The organism is Bacillus sp. V59.32b, assembly GCF_003429085.1.
Lineage (GTDB): Bacteria > Bacillota > Bacilli > Bacillales > DSM-1321 > Peribacillus.
In genome coordinates this window covers 24,046-42,026 of the sequence record NZ_QVTC01000049.1, presented here as the reverse complement: position 1 = coordinate 42,026, position 17,981 = coordinate 24,046, and the positions used below count along the sequence as shown (strand labels likewise).

Sequence of the window (17,981 nt, the reverse complement as noted above, 5' to 3'; positions counted from 1 at the left end):
GGCAAAAAGTGAATGGGCAGTTAAAAGAACTGTTTGAGAAATACCAAATTAGTATTCAAATGAATTGAAATTGATCTTTACTATCGATCCAAATAATTTCATGCTAACTGTAGGTGGGACCGAAGATAAGGGTCTCATTGGTCAGTTAGAAGAGGTACTGAATTCTGCCCGTAATTCGAGGGAGCTATTCGTTCATATTATCCAAAGCCGTTCGGATGACTGCACCCAATTTACCCGTGATAAGTATGATAAGTACACTCTTGTCCGTGAAATAAAAAATGTAACAGGCTATGCCTGAAAAACCTAATAGTGTCAGATGGGAAGTTTGTGACAGAAGACGGAACAGATATTTTTGAAATCTATAAGAATGGGCTGCGCAAAAATCCTTATAATGCGGCGGGTTCAGGTATTATGGCGGCTCACTATGGACCTCAGTTATATGCACTTGCAAAGAATGGATTCGACTCCATTCCGGATTTATTCTTATCGATTGGATACGAAAACAGTTCGTTACAGGACATTGGGCAAAAAGAAAGCTACGGAATTGGGAAAACGAACTGGATTCAAGAATGGAAAGCAAGTGTTGCTTCTCTATAAAAAGGATGACTATAACGTATTTACAAACGGCCCTATTAAAATGAATAAATGGGTTATAAGCCTATGCCTTTATAAAAAGAAACAGCCCATAAAGGCTGCTTTTAACACAAGATTATTATTACGGTCATTCATCCTTTTTAGAAAGAACATAAATCGCTACCGCTCCTTTTAGAATGAGCGGCCTCACTCTCTCAATTGAAGCCGCCATCTCACGTCTTAATTGTTCTTTTCCTCCTTCGCTTTACGGAAGAAGAACAGCTCATACACGATAGGGACGAGTATTAATGTTAGTAAAGTTGATGAAGTGAGGCCTCCAATAACCGTGATTGCCAATCCCTTGGAAATCAGTGTTCCTGAAGATGTCGCTAATGCCAGCGGCAGCAATGCTGTTATCTTCGCAAATGCCGTCATTAAGATGGGGCGAAGCCTGGTTTTTCCAGCTTCTATTAATGATTGCCGTATGGGCAGGCCGCGTTCTTCCCGGTTCTGGCCGATCCGGTCCACGAGGACAATCGCGTTTGTCGAGACGATCCCGATCAGCATTAAAAATCCAATCATCACCGAGATGGATAGCGGCTCTTTTGTCAGATACAAGGCTACCAGCGACCCCACCGGGATAAAGATCAAGGAAGATAGGATAACGAATGGAATACGCGCTTTTCCAAATGTGATCAGCATCGTCAAATAAACAAGTCCGATCGCAACCAAAATGGCCATTCCAAGCGCTTGGAACACTTCAACCGTATCATCGCTCCCCCCGCCGCTCTCCAGGGACACCCCGTCAGGTAGGGTAAGATCTGCTTTTATACCCGTTGTTATTTCCTCGGAAACAGCCCGCACATCATCAATGATGACCTCAGCACTCACCCGCGCATATACTTTTCCATCCAGACGCTGTATCGAGGTAAAGCTTTCGACCGGCTTTACTGTTGCTACTTCTGACAAAGCCACTGGCCCTCGTTTCGAGAACAAAGTAACTTCCTTTAGATCTGCTTGGGAGTTCAAGTCTTTATCATAAGCGAGCTGAACCTCCTGGTCTTTGCCGTCCAGCTTCAGCGTACCTACATTCACAGGGCTGGTCTGGTCATTAATCGTCCCAATAATTTGGTATCCGCTTAAACCAAGCTGCGTTGCTTTTTCTGTATTAATTTCAACAAGATATTGTTTCTGCTTATCAGTGAAGTTGTTGCTGACATATTTCAAATCATCATTTTCTTTCATGTAATCTTCGACTTGTTTAGCTGCTTTTTGCAAAGCCTCCAAATCATTAGAGAACAGATCGATGTCTACGTTGTTGTTCGTTGGCGGGCCGCTCATGTTCAATTCTTCTATTGAAACTTTTGTATCGGGTTCTTCTTCTTTCACGGTTCTTTCCATTTCTGATTGCAGCTTTTCAATCGAATCCTGAACGTTTGCCTGCTCGGTAAGATTGATAAAGTAGTTTGCTTTATTCTGCAGTTTTAATCCAGTGATGAAGTCCCGGCTGCCGATGCTTGCCGTAACTTCCTTGACATCATCCTTCTGATCCAGCATCTTTTCAATTTGCATCGATACTTCATCAGTTCTCTCAAGCGTCGTCGATTCCGGCAATTCGATCGAAGCAGTTAATGCATTTTGCTCTTCGTTAGGGATGAAGGTAAAACCAAGCTGCGGCACCAGCGCAAAAGAGCCTCCCAGGATCAAGAACGACATCACCAAAATCATCGCTTTATGGTTCAACGATTTCTCAATCATTCTTCCATATATACGCTGCAATACCCCTTCTTTTTCTTCTTTCGGGACTTTCTTAAATGCAAACTTCGCCATGATCGGCACGATTGTAATCGCGACAAGTAAAGATGCCAGCAAAGAGAAAACGATCGTCAATGCAAACGGCAGGAAAAACTCGCCGGTAATGCCCCCGACAAATCCTAAAGGCAAAAAGACGACTACGGTTGTGATCGTAGACGAAGTGATCGCCTTTAATATCTCTTTCGTTGAATCCAGTATGACTCTGTCCGTCATCCCTTCTGTTGTTTTCCGTACCCGCCGGAATATATTCTCAATCACTACGATGCTATCATCGACGACCCGGCCAACCGCGACCGCCATTCCTCCAAGTGTCATGATATTAAGTGATATATCCAGCTGCTTTAAAAAGATAGCTCCTATAAGCAGTGATAATGGAATAGAGACAATTGCAATCAAAGTTGCGCGCACATTTCTCAAAAATAAAAGCACGGCAAGCGAGGCAAACAGGGCGCCAAGCAAGCCTTCTTTGACAAGTGAGGACACCGATTTCTTGATATCCGTTGCCGAATCCAGGCCGATTGAATAATCCAACTCATCGTCATACTGATCCAGCACGTTTATGACTTCATCCGCAACCTCGACAGTATTGGCATCCTGTTTTTTCGTGACAGCCAACGATAAGGAGTCATTTAAGTCAAAACGGGCTTTTTCGCTTTGTTCAGATGCGGTTTCCACCTTTGCGATGTCTTTTAACAGAATAGGCTTTGGTCCAGGAACTTTTGTCAATGCCGCTGGTTCGGGACCCGCAGCGGAAGGAGGTCCTTGTGCTTCACTGCTCCCCTGTCCTGATGCACCTTCCTGGGGATTGACTATACCTTCTTTTGTAACAGGTGCAGCCGGCGCTGAAACAGTCAATTGCAAATCCTTCAGCTTCTTTACACTATCCAGGTTCTCTTCTACCCTGATCGGTATTTGTACATCTGATTCGCTTATTTGCCCCGCCGGAAAAGATACGTATTTGGCATTAATATGGTCTTTAATACTACTTAAACTCAAACCGGATTCAGCCGCCTTTTGCTTATCGATCGTAATTTGCACCAGGTTGTCGGTAAAGCCGCCGACCGAGACACTGTTTAATCCCTGGATTTTATTTAATTCCGGTATAACCTCGTCTTGCATTAGCTTATCAATATCCTCATCGCCTTTTCCAAACAAGGAAATATTGTATATAGGGAAAGAACCGAAGGAAAACCTGCTTACTTCTACCTCCACTTCCTTAGGCAAACCAGCATCTTTTGCTAACGTGTTAACCTGCTGTTCAATTTCATCCATTTCGGTATCAAAGGGAAACTCCAGATTGATTATCCCTACACTTTCAAAAGAAGAACTCGTGACTTTTGTCGCATCTTCAATCGACTTAAATTGGCTTTCCAGCTTTGAGGTCACCTTACTGCTTACATCATCGGGGGAAGCCCCGGGGTAAACCGCCTCGACAGTAATTTGCGGAAATTCAATATCAGGAAGCTGCGTGACTTTAAGCTGCGAAAACGAATAAACGCCCCCGAGAATAAACAAAAACGAAATAATAAAAACCGCCACGGCATTTTTCAAACTGAATTTCGTCAAAAAATTCATCGGTTCTTCTCCTTTTGTCTTTCGTATGATTTCGCCCTGCTTTGCCTTCATAACTTTAAATTAATATTAATGGCAATAAGTATGCAGAACCTGTTTTTTCAATCGAATTCAAAAACCGATTCCCCAAGGATTAAGGGAATCGGTTTAGCACTTGCTGTACATTCCTTGCCAATATTATGAATGTGAAGATTCTCCTCCGTCTACGTGCAGCACCTGGGCAGTGACAAAGCGTGAATCATCAGAAGCTAGGTAGACGTATGTTGGCGCAAGTTCAAATGGATGTGCTACCCGTTGCATAGGATTAAAGGCTCCGTAAACGGCAACTTGGTCTTCTGAGAAGCTTGCCGAAATAAGCGGTGTCCAAATCCGGCCAGGTGCCACGGCATTAACGCGGATACCCTTTTTGATGACGTTCTTTGCCAACGCTCGTGTGAAACCAACGTTAGCCCCTTTCGTAGCTGTATAGTCAATCATCTGCTTCTCACCTACATACGTTACAACGGATGATGTATTAATAATAGAGCTGCCTGGTTTCATATATGGAAGCGCTGCTCTGGTTGTGTAAAAGTGAGAATATATGTTTACTTTAAAGGTATCATCGAACTGTTCATCAGTGATGTCAGTCAATTCCAACTGCTGGAATTGGATGCCAACATGGTTACATAGAATATCGAGTTTTCCAAATGCTTGCATAGTGTGTTCTACAATGGCAACACATTGACGCTTATCCCGCAAGTCACCTGGCATTAATATACAGCGCCCTCCAAGTTGCTCGATTCTCCTCTTGGTCCGGTTCGCGTCTTCGTGTTCATCTAAATAAGCAATCGCAACGTCAGCGCCTTCTTTGGCAAACGCAATCGCTGTTGCTGCACCAATACCGCTGTCGCCCCCTGTAATAAGTGCAACTTTACCTTTTAGTTTTCCGCTTCCTTTATAATTCGGGTTTTCAATAATCGGGCGGGGCACCATGAATCGTTCCAAACCGGGATGGCGGAGCTGGCGCTGTTCAGGCAAGTTAAGCGGGATATCCTCGTAACGTATAATTCTTCCATAGTTCGGAGTCATCGGATACCCTTTCACCATTTGAGGCTGCAATTGAGACTGCAATTGCTCCACTTGTTGCATATGAGGAGGCTCCATTTGATCCATTTGTGGCTGCACTTGACCCATTTGGTGCATTTGATGCATGTGCTTCATTGAATCCGGATGATGCATTTGATGCATGTGCTTCATTGAATCCGGATGATGTATTTGTACCGCCTGATACATTGGCTCTTGGCCTTGCATATCGTCCATGTCATACATATCATCCATATCGTGCATGTGATGCTTTTGATAATGATGCTTCATGAGAATCCTCCTACAAATTCAGTTTTCTTTTTACCTTTTTACCGTATGTTTTAAGGGCTGGCGCAGTGCCTGGTCCAGAGAAAGATATCTACGTAATTCCCTTTTACTGGAATACCCATCCCGATTATTTTCGGTACTTGCTCCATGGTGATAGGCCTTGAATAAGGTGAAGGGTAGGAAAAAAAGAAGGAGGCTACCGTTTTGCAGTACGAAAAATTCTTTAGATTCAGTCCTGAAGTCCGGTTATTGTTAGTAAATCATTCAGACGAAAAAGTAATGATGCTTTATGACAATGACCATACCTGGCCAATGCCATTAATTGGCCCGAGACCGCCATACTATACGAATCCGCGTTATGAAAAGAACTTTCCATTAATCTAATGTAATATGGGAATGTGTTTTCCACATAAAAAAGCCTGTATTTTGATTATTGACTAATCATAAATACAGGCTTTTTTCAGGTGGAAGTTTAAAAAATGAACGATTTATTCATTTGTGATACTTAATTAAAACGGGAATTTACGATATTTATGCTGGATCGAAACCCATTTAGTCACCGTAAACTCTTCAATAATCCACGGGCTGCCGAATCTTCCCAGGCCGCTTGCTTTATTTCCGCCAAACGGCAGGTTAGGATGGGCATTTACCGTCTGGTCATTCACATGAGTCATCCCCGCATCAATTTGAAGGGCCAGTTCCTCCCCTTTTACGAGGTCGCTTGTAAAGATTGCAGAAGCTAACCCATAGTCGGTATCATTCGCAATATCAATCGCTTCTTCATCTGTTTCTGCTTTAATAATCGTTGCGATTGGGGCAAAAACTTCCGTTTGTGCAAGTTTACTAGAATTCTTCACATCGATAAATACATACGGAGTTAGAACATTGCCGATACGTTCTCCTTCTAACGCAACCTTTTCCCCATCACGAATGGCTTCCTCGGCTACGTTTACTGCTTTTTCAAGCTGGCGCTCATTTACAAGAGGGCCAATCACCGTTTTCGGATCTCTCGGGTCTCCGTATGGGAGTGCCTTTACTCTCTCGACAAACTTCTGAACAAATTCATCGTATTTATCTTGATGGACGATTATCCGATTTGTAATCATGCAGATTTGACCTTGGTGAAGGAACTTGCCGAAGACTGCAGCATCGACAGCTCGGTCTACATCAGCATCTGACAAGATGACGAACGGTCCATTTCCGCCAAGCTCGAGTGCGACACGCTTCAAGTTTTCGCCTGCAATCTTACCGATGTGTCTTCCGACCGGTGTCGACCCAGTGAAACTAATTAATCCCGGAACCGGATTCGTTAACATCTCGTCTCCAATTTCTTGTAAGTCAGTTAGAATCATATTGAATACGCCTTTTGGAAGTCCTGCTTCTTCAAAAGCTTTCGCAATCATCGATCCTCCTGAAAGTCCTACTTGGATATCCGGCTTATGAACAACACTGTTCCCTAGAGCAATAGCGGGTGCAATCGTCCTCATCGATAAATTCATCGGAAAGTTGAAAGGTGAAATCGAAGAAATAACCCCTAGTGGAAGGCGATGTACATGGTTTACCTTCCCTTCTACAATAGAAGGAACTTCTCTCACTTGATATAATTCGTCGGCGATAATAATAGCTTCTTCTAATTCATCAATCGACACCTGAACTTCAGTATGGCCTTTTATGATTGTTCCGCCCGTCTCGCGAACAACCACATCAACAATCGCTTCACGATTGTCTTTTAAGTAATCGGCTGCTTTTCTAAGTACTGCTTTTCTTTCTTCAGCAGAGGATTTCGCCCACTGTTTTTGTGCCTGTTTGGCCGTTTCAAATGTTTCTTCCAGCTGCTTTGTTGTAGCTAATCGTACCGTATTTATAACTGAATTATCATAAGGGTTTAAGATATCATAGGTACGTTCACTTAACCCTTCAGTCCATTCACCATTGATAAAGCTTTTGTTTAAGTCTTCATAACGCTGCATATGTAATTCTCCTCTAAGATATACTCGTTTAGCACGGTATTAATTTATTGAATTTCACCTTTAACTATTTTCTCGGCATATTCGGCCAAGGAATTGGCGTTACTGCTAATTTCCTGCATGGTTGCCGCCAGTTGTTCCGTAGCTGCGGACTGGTTTTCCGACTCTGAATTAATAACAGAAATCGAGTTGTGCAGGTTAGATATAAGGCCATCGATTTTTGAAACGGTATCTCTAATCGTGTCAGTATGATCCTTAGAGTTTCCGGCCATTTTTCGAATTTCCTGAGCCACGACCGAAAATCCTTTGCCATGTTCCCCTGCCCGTGCAGCTTCTATAGAAGCGTTTAATCCCAATATTTGCGAATGATCAGAGACTTCTCTAACCATCTTGGCTACTTGTTCAATTTCCTGGACACTTTTTAAAACATTATTAGATTGATCCGAAATTTGGTGCATATTTCCCGCTAAATTTGTATTGGATCCGGCCAATTCCTGAATCGTGGCGCTAACCTGTTCAACTGCTACGGATAATTTTGTCGCAATATCGAAAAGGTTATTATATTGTTCCATACTGGTCGCAACACCAACAGCACCAACTACAGCTCCACTCTCATCATGCAGGGGAATCGCACTTGCTATTACCGGAAAACCAAAAACTTCCTTTGGCAAAATGGTTCTCTGTATTTTTTTGTAATGAACGGCTTCATACATTCCATCACCGCTTTGAAGAATATACCCGACTGGCAATGCAGGCATTGTGGTTCCTCCAATACCCTTTAACAGCTTCTCTTTATCCGACACCCCGATATTAAAATCCTGTGGAAAAAGATCCTTAAGAAGGGGTGCAATTTGCACAAAAGCATTAATCAGAGGGTCATTCTGCTGTAATCCATCATTCGTTTTTACTGCTACTCCATTTTGCATGTATTCACACCTAACCCTTTCAATAAATTTATTTTGATATATCAATACACCCTTACATGCTATAGGCATCATGCAAGTATATTAGTAACAAATTCTACAAATATTAGTAGAAAAGGACTATTTTATTTATATCGGATTTTATTGAAATAATTTTAGTATAATTTAATCTAATTTAATATTTTTTTCTTACAGAAGAAATTGGTCACACTGTTTTCAGTAGAACTTAAATTAAATAAAAAGACAGCTTTACTATTAAAGCATAACTGTCTCTTTAAACTAATTAGATTTTTAATTTATTAACGACTGACTCGTATGGACGGCGCGTGAACCTTCTAATTAGATTGCTTTGTTGATGAGTTTCAGGACTTCTTCTTTAGAAGGAATAGAACTGATTGCACCTTTTCCGGTAGTTGTGAGTGCCCCGCTGGCATTGGCAAATTCGAGAATCTCTTTGTGGCCTGTTGCACAAATTTCTACCAGATTGGCTTGGTTTACATGCCGTTCCAACAGCTGATAGAGAAAGCCTCCGATAAAAGCATCCCCGGCACCGGTTGTATCCTGAACATTCACAGTGTATCCCTTGGATTGAAATTTCTCTCTCTGTATATATAAATCCGCACCGTCCGCACCTTTTGTAAGAATGATGACCGCAACATCTCCAACAAACAAAGATTGGATAGCTTCTTCCTGATGGTGGATGTTCGTGATGAATGGCAATTCTTTATCAGATATTTTTAAAATATGAGTCTTAGGGATAAAAGCGAGAATCGTTTGCCTGCAATTTTCTGGATCTTCCCACAGAGGGAGTCTGACATTTGGGTCAAAGCTGATCAAGCTTCCTTTTGAGTTAGCCTGTTCGATCGCTTTAACATGCGCATATTTCATAGGACTTTCTACTAAATCAACCGATCCAAAATGCAAAATGTCCCCTACTGTAAACCAGTCTCTGTTTATCTCATCTTCAGATAACAAAAGATCGGCAGACGGCTTGCGATAAAAGGAAAAGTCCCGCTCGCCATCATCGCGCAACGAAACAAAAGCGAGCGCAGTATTCGCTTCTGCTGTCCGGAGGATTTTGTCAGTGCTTACTCCCGTTTCGCTCAATTTTTCTATGAGAAAGTCTCCAAAGGCGTCCTCCCCGAGTTTCGTAATCATCGTAGCTGTACCGCCAAATTTGGCCACGGCCGCCGCTACATTGGCAGGGGCTCCGCCAGGTGCACGCTCAAATGATGTGACATCTTTAAGCGCCTTCCCTTTTTGGAGAGGGATAAAATCGATTAGAACTTCCCCAAGTGAATATAAATGGCTCATTTCAGATGCTCCTCCTTTTGAATTTTTAAAGTTCATTATTTATTTAGTGGTTAGACGTAATTTTAGTTGTTAAGAGTGATTTTTGGAGTTTTTTCCAGATCTCAAATCTAAGGAACTGCCTTCCACTGATAAAAATTGATAATACTCTACTCTTGAAAAAGGGGGAGTGGTTGGTTTGGGAGCAGCCAGTATCCCAAGGTAATTTGTTGATTCCTCCACGCTTAGTAAGTCCTCCTTATAATCATCTGGCTAAGACTGAAAGCTTTGGAATGGACAAACCTGGACATAGGTCCCTCTTTCCATTCCACACCTTGTCCTTTATCTCATGGAGGACTGCCATTATTGGTATAGACATAAGATGTGAGAAATAAGTATTTTATTGCGCAAAAAACAGACCCAACGTAATGGTCTGCTTTCATTAAAACTAATTATTCCTCGCCACCGATACTTTCATCATCTTCCTTAACATGTACTTTTACTTTGATGATTCTTCTGTCATCCATTTCTTCCACTGTAAAGATGATGTCTTCATATTCGACGGCTGGTCGTTCATCGGCATTGGGGATATATCCAAGCTGGCCGATAACAAAGCCGCTTAACGTATCATACTCCTGATTTGGTAATTCCATTTTCAAAAGATCCTCAACTTCATATAAATTGGTTCTTCCGCCAATCAGATACGTATTTTCGTCAAGTACCCTGATTTCCTCATCATCGATGACAAGCTCGTCATATTCATCAAAAATATTTCCAACAATTTCTTCGATCAGATCCTCTATCGTAACGATTCCATCAGTTCCGCCATATTCATCAATGGCAATCGCCATATGCACATTGTTTTTTTGCATCTCTTTAAACAAATGGTCGATCTTTTGTGATTCAAGAACATAGAAAGGTTCCCGGATCATGTCTCTAAGGTTAAATTGTCCATCATCAGAGTTTTCGACAAACTGGATCAAATCCTTTGAATGCAGGATCCCGATGATATGATCGATATTTTCCTCATAAACAGGAAACCTCGTGTATTTTTCCACATTTGCCACCTGGACAGTCTCTTTTAAGCTGAAAGATATGGGAATTGCAACAATGCTTGTCCGGTGTGTCATAATATCGGACACCGTTTTATTGTCAAATTCAAAAATATTGTTGATCATCACTTTTTCTGCTTCCTGGATGGTTCCTTTTTCCTTACCGACGTCAACCATCATCCGAATTTCTTCTTCGGTCACGTTCTCATCCTCGGCATTAGGATCCACACCGAATAGACGAACGATAAGATTTGTAGATAAGGTTAATAACTTAACAAAAGGAGCAGAAACTTTTGACAAAATCGTCAATGGGGTTACGGCGAAAAAAGCAATGGCTTCCGACTTTTGTAACGCAAGCCTTTTTGGTACGAGTTCGCCGACTACCAGCGTAAAATAGGATAACACCAAGGTTATCACCACGACGGATATCGTTTCCAGCAAACTTTCAGAAAGCGGCACACCGAGTTCAAGCAGGACTTCTGCCAACCTCCCTGCAAAGCTTCCAGCCGCGAAGGCACTTGCCAGGAAACCGGCCAGTGTAATGCCGATCTGAATAGTAGCCAAAAACCGGCTTGGTTCGGAAAGAAGATTCTGAAGCATTTTAGCTTTTTTATGTCCACCTTCAGCCATTAGCCTAATTTTATTGTCATTTAGTGATATTAACGCAATTTCAGATGCTGCAAAAAACGCATTTAAAATTATCAGTACGATAAGTACCAATATTTCAGTTCCCAAAAAATCCAACCTCCAGGTGATATACATAATAATAAATTAGGGCTCTTCTGTATTCTTCATATTATAAGCCATTTTATTCATTTCTTGCACAAATGTATATCCTGCATTGTGTGTAGCCAAAGCTAATACAATGCAGGATATATAAGCTTGTATATTTTAACTTTATCGAATTTACCAGCTTACTTCAAATAAATTTACTTCAGTACATTTTCAGAAGGCAACTCTTTTTTTTCCTTAGATAGGAACCAACCGCCTGCCGCGATCGATAGAAGCACTATATAGAATGTCGCCTTCCACGCAGTTGAACTTGCAAACCCTTCAGGCAATACGGCAAGCTCCGGGTGGGATAATGTATAGACCGATAGCTTCACCCCTACCCAGCCTACGATCATAAAGGCCGCTACTTCTAAGCCTGGCTTTTTATGAAGTAAATCAACAAAGAAATTCGCAGCATAACGCATAATGATCAGACCGATCATACCTCCGGCAAAGATGACTAGGAATTTACCCCCGTCCAGTCCGCCGATTTGCGGAAGTTTTGTATTTGGAAGTGTCACTGCCAGGGCGACAGCCGCAAGAATGGAGTCGACCGCAAACGCGATATCAGCTAATTCCACTTTAAAAACAGTGCCCCAGAACCCTGACTTCTTCTTCTCCTTTTGTTCCTCAGCCTTTTCTTTTCCTTTATTCACGACGAGCTTTCGGAAAATATGGTTAAAGGCGATAAATAACAAATAAAGAGCACCTATCGCTTGCACCTGCCATACATCGACAAGGAAGGAGATCGCAAATAAGGAACCGAAACGGAATACAAATGCACCCGCAAGACCGTAAAACAGTGCCTTCCTTCGCTCTTCTTCCGGCAAATGCTTAACCATGATGGCTAATACAAGCGCATTATCCGCTGCCAACAGTCCCTCGATCCCAATTAATAGTAATAATACCCATCCATATTCTAATAAAATCGAAACATCCATTACATTACTCCTCTTTACATTTTATTATTTGTATTCTCAGATAAAGCCATGCTTTTCTTTAAGTGAATCCGGAGCCATTTTGACCATTCTCTCAAAGACAAATCCCGCGATAACCACGTCATCGAGGATCCCGACCAAAGACAGAAAATCCGGAATTAAATCAAAAGGAAAAAACGCATATGTCAAAACGAGTAAGATTCCCAGCGTTTTCTTAGAGGATTCCACCTCTTTTGATTTGAAAAAGTCGATGAGGAAAGGGATGAACTTCCAGAACTTTAGAATGAACCCGATTCTTTTTATAAACTTGAACAAACGATCACCTTTTTCATCTGAACTTGGTTACTGGACGATTTGAATCATATCCTGGTCACTGCTGTGTACACCTTCGTTAAAAGTGAGCCTTGTTCTAAAACGGTATGATATTTCTTCCGTCGAAGCCAAAACAGAAGCCGGAAGTTGAAAGGCGAAAGAGATCTTGTTCGATTCTTCTGCATTAATCCGCGTTGTGGTCAGAATCGTTCTTGAATCAATGACCTTTTCCATTTCTGTTTTATCCGCTACTACCAAATCACAGTCAATTCGTTTTAATTGCTGCTCGATGGTACCGCCTCTGATATGGAAGTACCCATGAACCGGATCGCCAGGCTTATATGCCTCCTGATCCAGTACAAGATCGATTTTTGCAGACCCAATGCCTAAAAGAGACATGTATTTTCTCAGTATCAATTAATATCCTCCTGAATTATTAGTTATTTAAGCTTTTTGCGTACTTTTCATCTACCCGCTTTTCAATTTTTTCGAGCTGTGATTTGTCTTTCAAAAGCTCATCTTTGTTTTTCTGCATTAACTCAGAAAAAGATATTTTCATTCTTTTCATGACATCATCTCTCCAATCTATCGTATTTAATCAAGTTAAAAAGCATCTCCAGGCCATTATTTTCTAAATAGATAAAGCCTTCGCCATATAATGGCAAAGGCTTTATAAACAAATAAAGACCTCTACCAATCGGTAAAGGTCTTGCTAACAACGTTACGTTGCCAACAAAGCCGGGAGGTTACCTCCGAAATGACGACTTTGTTGTAAAAGCTACTCCCCTTTAGGAGAACGATTCAACTAGTTACATTAATCATATTATATGAACGCAGAAAGTGTCAAAGTTTTTTTATTATTTCAAATGATTTAGTCAATAGACTTTCACATTTTGGACACATTTGTGCGATATGGCCGAAGTTTACTTGCCGTTGCGCAGCGGGCTGGCATCGGAATAGTGATTATTGAACTTTATGAGCGATTATCCGGATTTACGAGCGAGTATTGAATTTTATGAGCTGTTATCCGGATTTACGATCGATTATGAAAGTTTATGAGCTATTATTCAGATTTACGAGCGATTATGAAAGTTTATGAGCTATTAACCAAATTTACGAGCGATGAAGGAAATTCTTTATTGTCCCGGTCTGAAGCCATCTTTTGAAAGGCCCACTTCACCAAGCTCCTCCTGCAGCATTTTTAAAACGACTTTATAAGCAGTCGGATTAAACCATTTTTCCATGCCTGTTTGTTGATAGATCTTATAGATACCTAACTTCTCGGTACGTCTTCCCCCGCTTCCATCCCCCATCCAATAATCATCCAACGTGACTCGGCTGGCAATGTTTTTCAGTGTCTTAGCAAATTCTCTTGAACAAGGTAACAGAGGCGAGATGGTGGCTTGCGTCAGTATACCTGCCTCGGTTATTTCTTTTAATGCTTTCATTCTGGCGGGGATTGGTGGAGCCGAAGGTGAAAAGGCCTTTCTGATTTCTTCTTTATCTGTTTCAATCGTCATAGAGATTCTAATCTTATTGCCGAATTGTTTAAATAAGTCGATATCCCGTTTTACTAACGGTGAACGGGTTTGTACAAATAAAAAATCCGGTGGTTCTTCTAACATCACTCGTAATAAACTTCTGGTTAAATTGGTCTTTGCCTCAATTGGTTGATATGGATCCGTTGAAGAGGACATGAAAATCGTGACTGGGCCTTTTTTCTTGGCCTTCTTTAAATCTCTTCTCAACAACTCAGCCGCATTCGTCTTAATATCTATCCAGGTCCCCCACTCCTCTTCGCGATACAGGGAAACAGGCAGCTGCCTTACATAACAATAAGAGCACCCGAAAGCACAGCCGGCATATGGGTTCAAAGAATGCGAATAATCGTCTAATTGCCCTTTTCCAGGTGTTAAGATACTTTTTGAAACAATATCTGTTACCTGTAATTTCAACTGTATCACACCCTTTTTCTAAGTTGAGTACATAGCTAATTGGATAATAATTAGTGAAAAAATATACCATATATCTGAAAGTCTGTATACAAAACAGCTTATAAAATGAATTTAACATTCGTCAGACACGCTTAAACTCTAAAGTTTATCCTCACAACGTTTCGGGAACAAAACAACTAAAGATTTTAAGCGGTTAAAATAAAACAGAAAGAAGGATGAAAAATATGCTTTGGACGATAATAGGGGCCTTACTACTATTTTGGGTGTTAGGGTTGGTTTTGGATATTGCTGGGGGAATCATACACTTACTCTTGATTATTGCTGTTGTCGTTTTGGTAATAAAGCTCGTGAAAGGGAGAGGGCGTAATAAAGTTTAACGACATTAGGGAAAGGGGCTGGCTAAAGTTGGATTGAATCTTTAGCTCTTCCCTTGGCTTGTTCGTCCCTAATCCAATCGTAAGTAGTTGAACTAAGCAGGAGCCGATCCTTATTTAATTTGGTTATTATAAAGATTTATAATAAATAATCGTCGCATGCAACTGCCCATCCGCTGATTTCGCATAATTAGGGATTCGTCCTGCTGCATTATAACCCATGGACCGATAGAGTTGGTTCGAAACATCTCCTTCTCTTGTATCCAGAATCAGAAGAGATATACCCGCTTGCTTCGCACTTTCTTCGGCTTTCTGCATCAATAAACGACCGATCCCATTTCGTCTATGATTAGGATGTGTCATTACTTTTGCGATTTCTCCCCTATGACGTCCATTCTGTTTCGTTGGTAAATGTAATTGAATGCTTCCCGCTATTTCATTATTAATTTTGGCTATAAATAGAACCACATCAGACTTTAACAGAGACTCCCAGTAGTTTCGGGCCTCGTGCAATTCCAATGGGGGAAGAAAGCCAATTGCCGCACCCTCTTCAACTACCTCTACCAAAAGTTCGGAAAGTTCATCCATGTTATTTCCAATTACATTCAATTCCTCAACCTTCACATCTTTTACCAAGACAAAATCCCCCCATTTTCTCTATAATGCCGAATGATGCCTACCCCTATGCTTATGAAAGCAATCAATCTATCTTTAATCGATGAACCTATCCTTGAACTCAGGTGAAGGCAGCATACAGCTGTCCTGCTTTCCGAACCATTTATAGCGGTTTCTGGCGATGATATCGTAAAAGAAATCCCTCAACGGCTTTGGTATGATGCGCAGGATAGATAGCAGCTTCCAGCCACCCTTCAGGTTTCTGCTAATCTTCAAGGCAGCAGTGGACTTTATATAGCTTTTATCATTTTCTATTAGAACAATGCTATTTAAACTCTGCGATAATCCATACTTTTCAATCAGTTCTCTACCAATATCGCTCTGAAGCGAACCAAACCTATAATGAGCTTCAGGATCCTTCTTTAAGATAAATTGGACGCTGCTATTACAGAAGTTACATACACCATCGAATAAAACTATGTCGCCCATTGTTTTTCACCTCGGTAAATAGATTAGTTGTCCGTTGATACTCCGTCGTTTTTCTTTTTATTCTAATTATAACTTATCACCTATTCTAAAAAAGGAATGTTTTTCAATTAAAAAAGCTTGTAAATTCGATTCAATTTACAAGCTTACTTTTATGAACTATCCTTCTATCCATTTTTTATATCTATCTTTGATCATATCCCATTGAAGCAGGTCCGTTGCTGCCACCTGATAATCAGCTTTATGAAGCGCATTGCCAACACCGACCGCGAACATTTCGCTCGCTTTGATGGAATCAATTCCTGCTGCCGCATCTTCAATGCCGATTGACTGTTTTGGATCCGCACCAAGCTGGCTGCATGCTGTTAAAAAAATTTCCGGATCCGGTTTGGATTTTTTAACTTTTGCTGCATCTACAATAGAATCAAATGTACCCTCTAACTGGAGTGCCTTTAAAACTGCACTTGCGTTTTTCGAAACAGAAGCCAGCGCAATTGGAACGCCTTCTGCTTTAATGTTTTTAATCAGCACCAAAATCCCCGGCAACACGTCGCTTGGCGTCAATTCCTTTAAAAACTCACAGTAATGAAGGTTCTTCTTTTCAGCCATTTTTTCTTTTTCTGCTAAAGTAAAGTCGTTTTGTCGGTTTCCAAATTGTAAAATCAACTCAAGGGAATCCATCCGGCTTACTCCCTTCAGCCGTTCATTAAATACTTCATCTATCGTTATCCCAAGTTCTTCGGCCAATTGCTTCCAAGCTAAAAAATGATAATGCGCGGTATCAGTAATGACTCCATCCAGGTCAAAGACCACAGCATCAATATGATGTTTTTTCACTTTAATCCCTCTCTTTCCGAAGCAGCGCCGCTACATTCCGTGCAGTTCTCTCTACATTGACAAATGCGTTACCCATGATATGTTCTAACGGCAGCAATGCTGGAATGGTTGGGAATATCGCATCAAAACCATGATCGTACAGTGCTTCATTACCCTCACCCACACTACCGCAAATGGCAATGACTTTTGCCTTTGAAGGAGCGCAGGCCGCCACACCTGCAGGAGCTTTTCCAAATATGGTCTGTCCGTCAATTTTGCCTTCACCGACAATCACAATGTCTGCATCCTCGCATATTTCCTTTACATTCAATTGCTCCAGTACAAGCTCTATGCCTTTTTTTAGTTGGGCATTGGCAAATAATAAAAGTGCCGCACCCATTCCGCCACCTGCCCCGCTTCCCGGCAAATGGGCTACTTCTTTTCCTAAGCTTGTGCAAGACATTTGATAAAATCTCCCCATAGCCAGATCCGTATCAGCTAAATTGCTGTCAGGCAACCCTTTTTGAGGCCCATATACATACGTTGCACCGTTATTGCCGGTTAATGGATTTTCCACATCTGCTGCAACGGTTATTTTCACGTTATCTAATCGTTTATCACGTTTGGCTTCAGACATTGACACTGCATGGAATAAATCCTCGCCACGGCCCTTTAGCAATTTTCCAGAACCATTATAAAATTGATAGCCAAGTGCAGAAGCCATTCCCATACCTCCATCATTTGTAGCACTGCCACCAACACCGATAATCAGTTCGGCAGCCCCTTGTTCCAATGCATATAAAATCAGCTCTCCCACACCATAAGAAGTCGTTTTCAATGGATTGCGCAAATGTGCAGGAACAAGATGCAGCCCGCAGGCTTCTGCCATTTCTATAAATGCTTTTTTGCCATCGTTTGAAAAGGCGACTTTTGCCTGTACCTGTTCTCCGAGCGGGCCAGTGACAGAGACTGTTTCAATTCTTCCATCACTTGATGAAGCCAACGCCTGTACGGTGCCTTCACCGCCGTCTGCTATTGGAAGCAAATGATATTCCGCTTCCGGAAAAATCGCCATGAACCCGGAATGGATTGCTTTGGCCACTTGATCGGCGGCTAAACTTTCTTTAAATGAATCTGGTGCAATAACAACCTTCATTTTCTCCTCCTTCTCC

Annotated in this window: 17 protein-coding genes and 1 pseudogene; 3 read left to right on the top strand and 15 right to left on the bottom strand. The window is 41.5% G+C overall.

Annotated elements, in window-relative coordinates; all coding sequences use genetic code 11:
* Positions 1 to 100 precede the first annotated feature (100 nt).
* Positions 101 to 597: pseudogene (locus D0463_RS19895) on the top strand (DUF4885 family protein).
* Between the two features lie 216 nt (positions 598 to 813).
* On the opposite strand, the gene D0463_RS11610 reads toward D0463_RS19895, so the two are convergent.
* Both D0463_RS11610 and D0463_RS11605 read right to left on the bottom strand, forming a co-directional pair.
* Entirely contained in the window at positions 814 to 3,963 is a 3,150-nt protein-coding gene (locus tag D0463_RS11610; RefSeq protein ID WP_117307572.1) for an efflux RND transporter permease subunit, read from the bottom strand.
* A 174-nt stretch (positions 3,964 to 4,137) separates the two neighbouring features.
* Positions 4,138 to 5,088, bottom strand: coding sequence for an SDR family oxidoreductase (locus tag D0463_RS11605; RefSeq protein WP_483295739.1), 951 nt, complete (start codon positions 5,086 to 5,088; stop codon positions 4,138 to 4,140).
* A 426-nt stretch (positions 5,089 to 5,514) separates the two neighbouring features.
* Between D0463_RS11605 and D0463_RS11600 the strand changes: the two genes are divergently transcribed.
* Positions 5,515 to 5,694, top strand: a complete 180-nt coding sequence (locus tag D0463_RS11600) for a hypothetical protein (RefSeq protein ID WP_117307571.1) — start codon at positions 5,515 to 5,517, stop codon at positions 5,692 to 5,694.
* 125 nt (positions 5,695 to 5,819) lie between these two features.
* Here the strand turns inward: D0463_RS11600 and D0463_RS11595 are convergent, their stop codons facing one another.
* From D0463_RS11595 to D0463_RS11555, 9 genes are all read right to left on the bottom strand, one after another.
* Positions 5,820 to 7,280 carry an aldehyde dehydrogenase family protein gene (locus D0463_RS11595; RefSeq protein ID WP_117307570.1) on the bottom strand — a complete coding sequence of 487 codons (1,461 nt, stop codon included), beginning with the start codon at positions 7,278 to 7,280 and terminating at the stop codon, positions 5,820 to 5,822.
* 44 nt (positions 7,281 to 7,324) lie between these two features.
* Complete coding sequence (locus D0463_RS20435; RefSeq protein WP_483295738.1) at positions 7,325 to 7,735, bottom strand: methyl-accepting chemotaxis protein; 411 nt, start codon at positions 7,733 to 7,735, stop codon at positions 7,325 to 7,327.
* Positions 7,736 to 8,539: 804 nt separating this feature from the next.
* Positions 8,540 to 9,514, bottom strand: a complete 975-nt coding sequence (locus D0463_RS11585; protein ID WP_117307568.1) for a carbohydrate kinase family protein — start codon at positions 9,512 to 9,514, stop codon at positions 8,540 to 8,542.
* A 428-nt stretch (positions 9,515 to 9,942) separates the two neighbouring features.
* Positions 9,943 to 11,277, bottom strand: a complete 1,335-nt coding sequence (locus D0463_RS11580) for a hemolysin family protein (RefSeq protein WP_174234321.1) — start codon at positions 11,275 to 11,277, stop codon at positions 9,943 to 9,945.
* A 194-nt stretch (positions 11,278 to 11,471) separates the two neighbouring features.
* Positions 11,472 to 12,254, bottom strand: a complete 783-nt coding sequence (locus D0463_RS11575; protein WP_117307566.1) for a TerC family protein — start codon at positions 12,252 to 12,254, stop codon at positions 11,472 to 11,474.
* Positions 12,255 to 12,290: 36 nt separating this feature from the next.
* Positions 12,291 to 12,566 carry a YkvA family protein gene (locus D0463_RS11570; RefSeq protein WP_117307565.1) on the bottom strand — a complete coding sequence of 92 codons (276 nt, stop codon included), beginning with the start codon at positions 12,564 to 12,566 and terminating at the stop codon, positions 12,291 to 12,293.
* A gap of 27 nt (positions 12,567 to 12,593) precedes the next feature.
* Positions 12,594 to 12,980 (bottom strand): sporulation protein, encoded by a 387-nt coding sequence (locus D0463_RS11565; protein ID WP_117307564.1) that lies wholly within the window; start codon positions 12,978 to 12,980, stop codon positions 12,594 to 12,596.
* Positions 12,981 to 12,999: 19 nt separating this feature from the next.
* Complete coding sequence (locus D0463_RS11560) at positions 13,000 to 13,131, bottom strand: FbpB family small basic protein (RefSeq protein ID WP_117307563.1); 132 nt, start codon at positions 13,129 to 13,131, stop codon at positions 13,000 to 13,002.
* A gap of 568 nt (positions 13,132 to 13,699) precedes the next feature.
* Positions 13,700 to 14,518, bottom strand: a complete 819-nt coding sequence (locus tag D0463_RS11555) for an SPL family radical SAM protein (RefSeq protein ID WP_117307562.1) — start codon at positions 14,516 to 14,518, stop codon at positions 13,700 to 13,702.
* Positions 14,519 to 14,733: 215 nt separating this feature from the next.
* Here D0463_RS11555 and D0463_RS11550 point away from each other — a divergent pair, with 215 nt between their 5' ends.
* On the top strand, positions 14,734 to 14,895 hold the full coding sequence (locus tag D0463_RS11550; RefSeq protein WP_483295735.1) for a lmo0937 family membrane protein: 162 nt from the start codon (positions 14,734 to 14,736) through the stop codon (positions 14,893 to 14,895).
* Positions 14,896 to 15,021: 126 nt separating this feature from the next.
* Here D0463_RS11550 and D0463_RS11545 read toward each other — a convergent pair whose 3' ends face one another.
* The 4 genes from D0463_RS11545 to D0463_RS11530 all read right to left on the bottom strand — a co-directional run bounded on the left by D0463_RS11545 (position 15,022) and on the right by D0463_RS11530 (position 17,965).
* The gene (locus tag D0463_RS11545; protein WP_117307612.1) at positions 15,022 to 15,480 is read right to left on the bottom strand and encodes a GNAT family N-acetyltransferase; all 459 of its coding nucleotides are present in this window, start codon (positions 15,478 to 15,480) and stop codon (positions 15,022 to 15,024) included.
* Positions 15,481 to 15,603: 123 nt separating this feature from the next.
* On the bottom strand, positions 15,604 to 15,996 hold the full coding sequence (locus tag D0463_RS11540; protein WP_117307560.1) for a thiol-disulfide oxidoreductase DCC family protein: 393 nt from the start codon (positions 15,994 to 15,996) through the stop codon (positions 15,604 to 15,606).
* A gap of 156 nt (positions 15,997 to 16,152) precedes the next feature.
* On the bottom strand, positions 16,153 to 16,830 hold the full coding sequence (gene pgmB, locus D0463_RS11535) for a beta-phosphoglucomutase (protein ID WP_117307559.1): 678 nt from the start codon (positions 16,828 to 16,830) through the stop codon (positions 16,153 to 16,155).
* Position 16,831: 1 nt separating this feature from the next.
* On the bottom strand, positions 16,832 to 17,965 hold the full coding sequence (locus D0463_RS11530; RefSeq protein WP_117307558.1) for a glycerate kinase: 1,134 nt from the start codon (positions 17,963 to 17,965) through the stop codon (positions 16,832 to 16,834).
* Between the last annotated feature and the right edge of the window lie 16 nt (positions 17,966 to 17,981).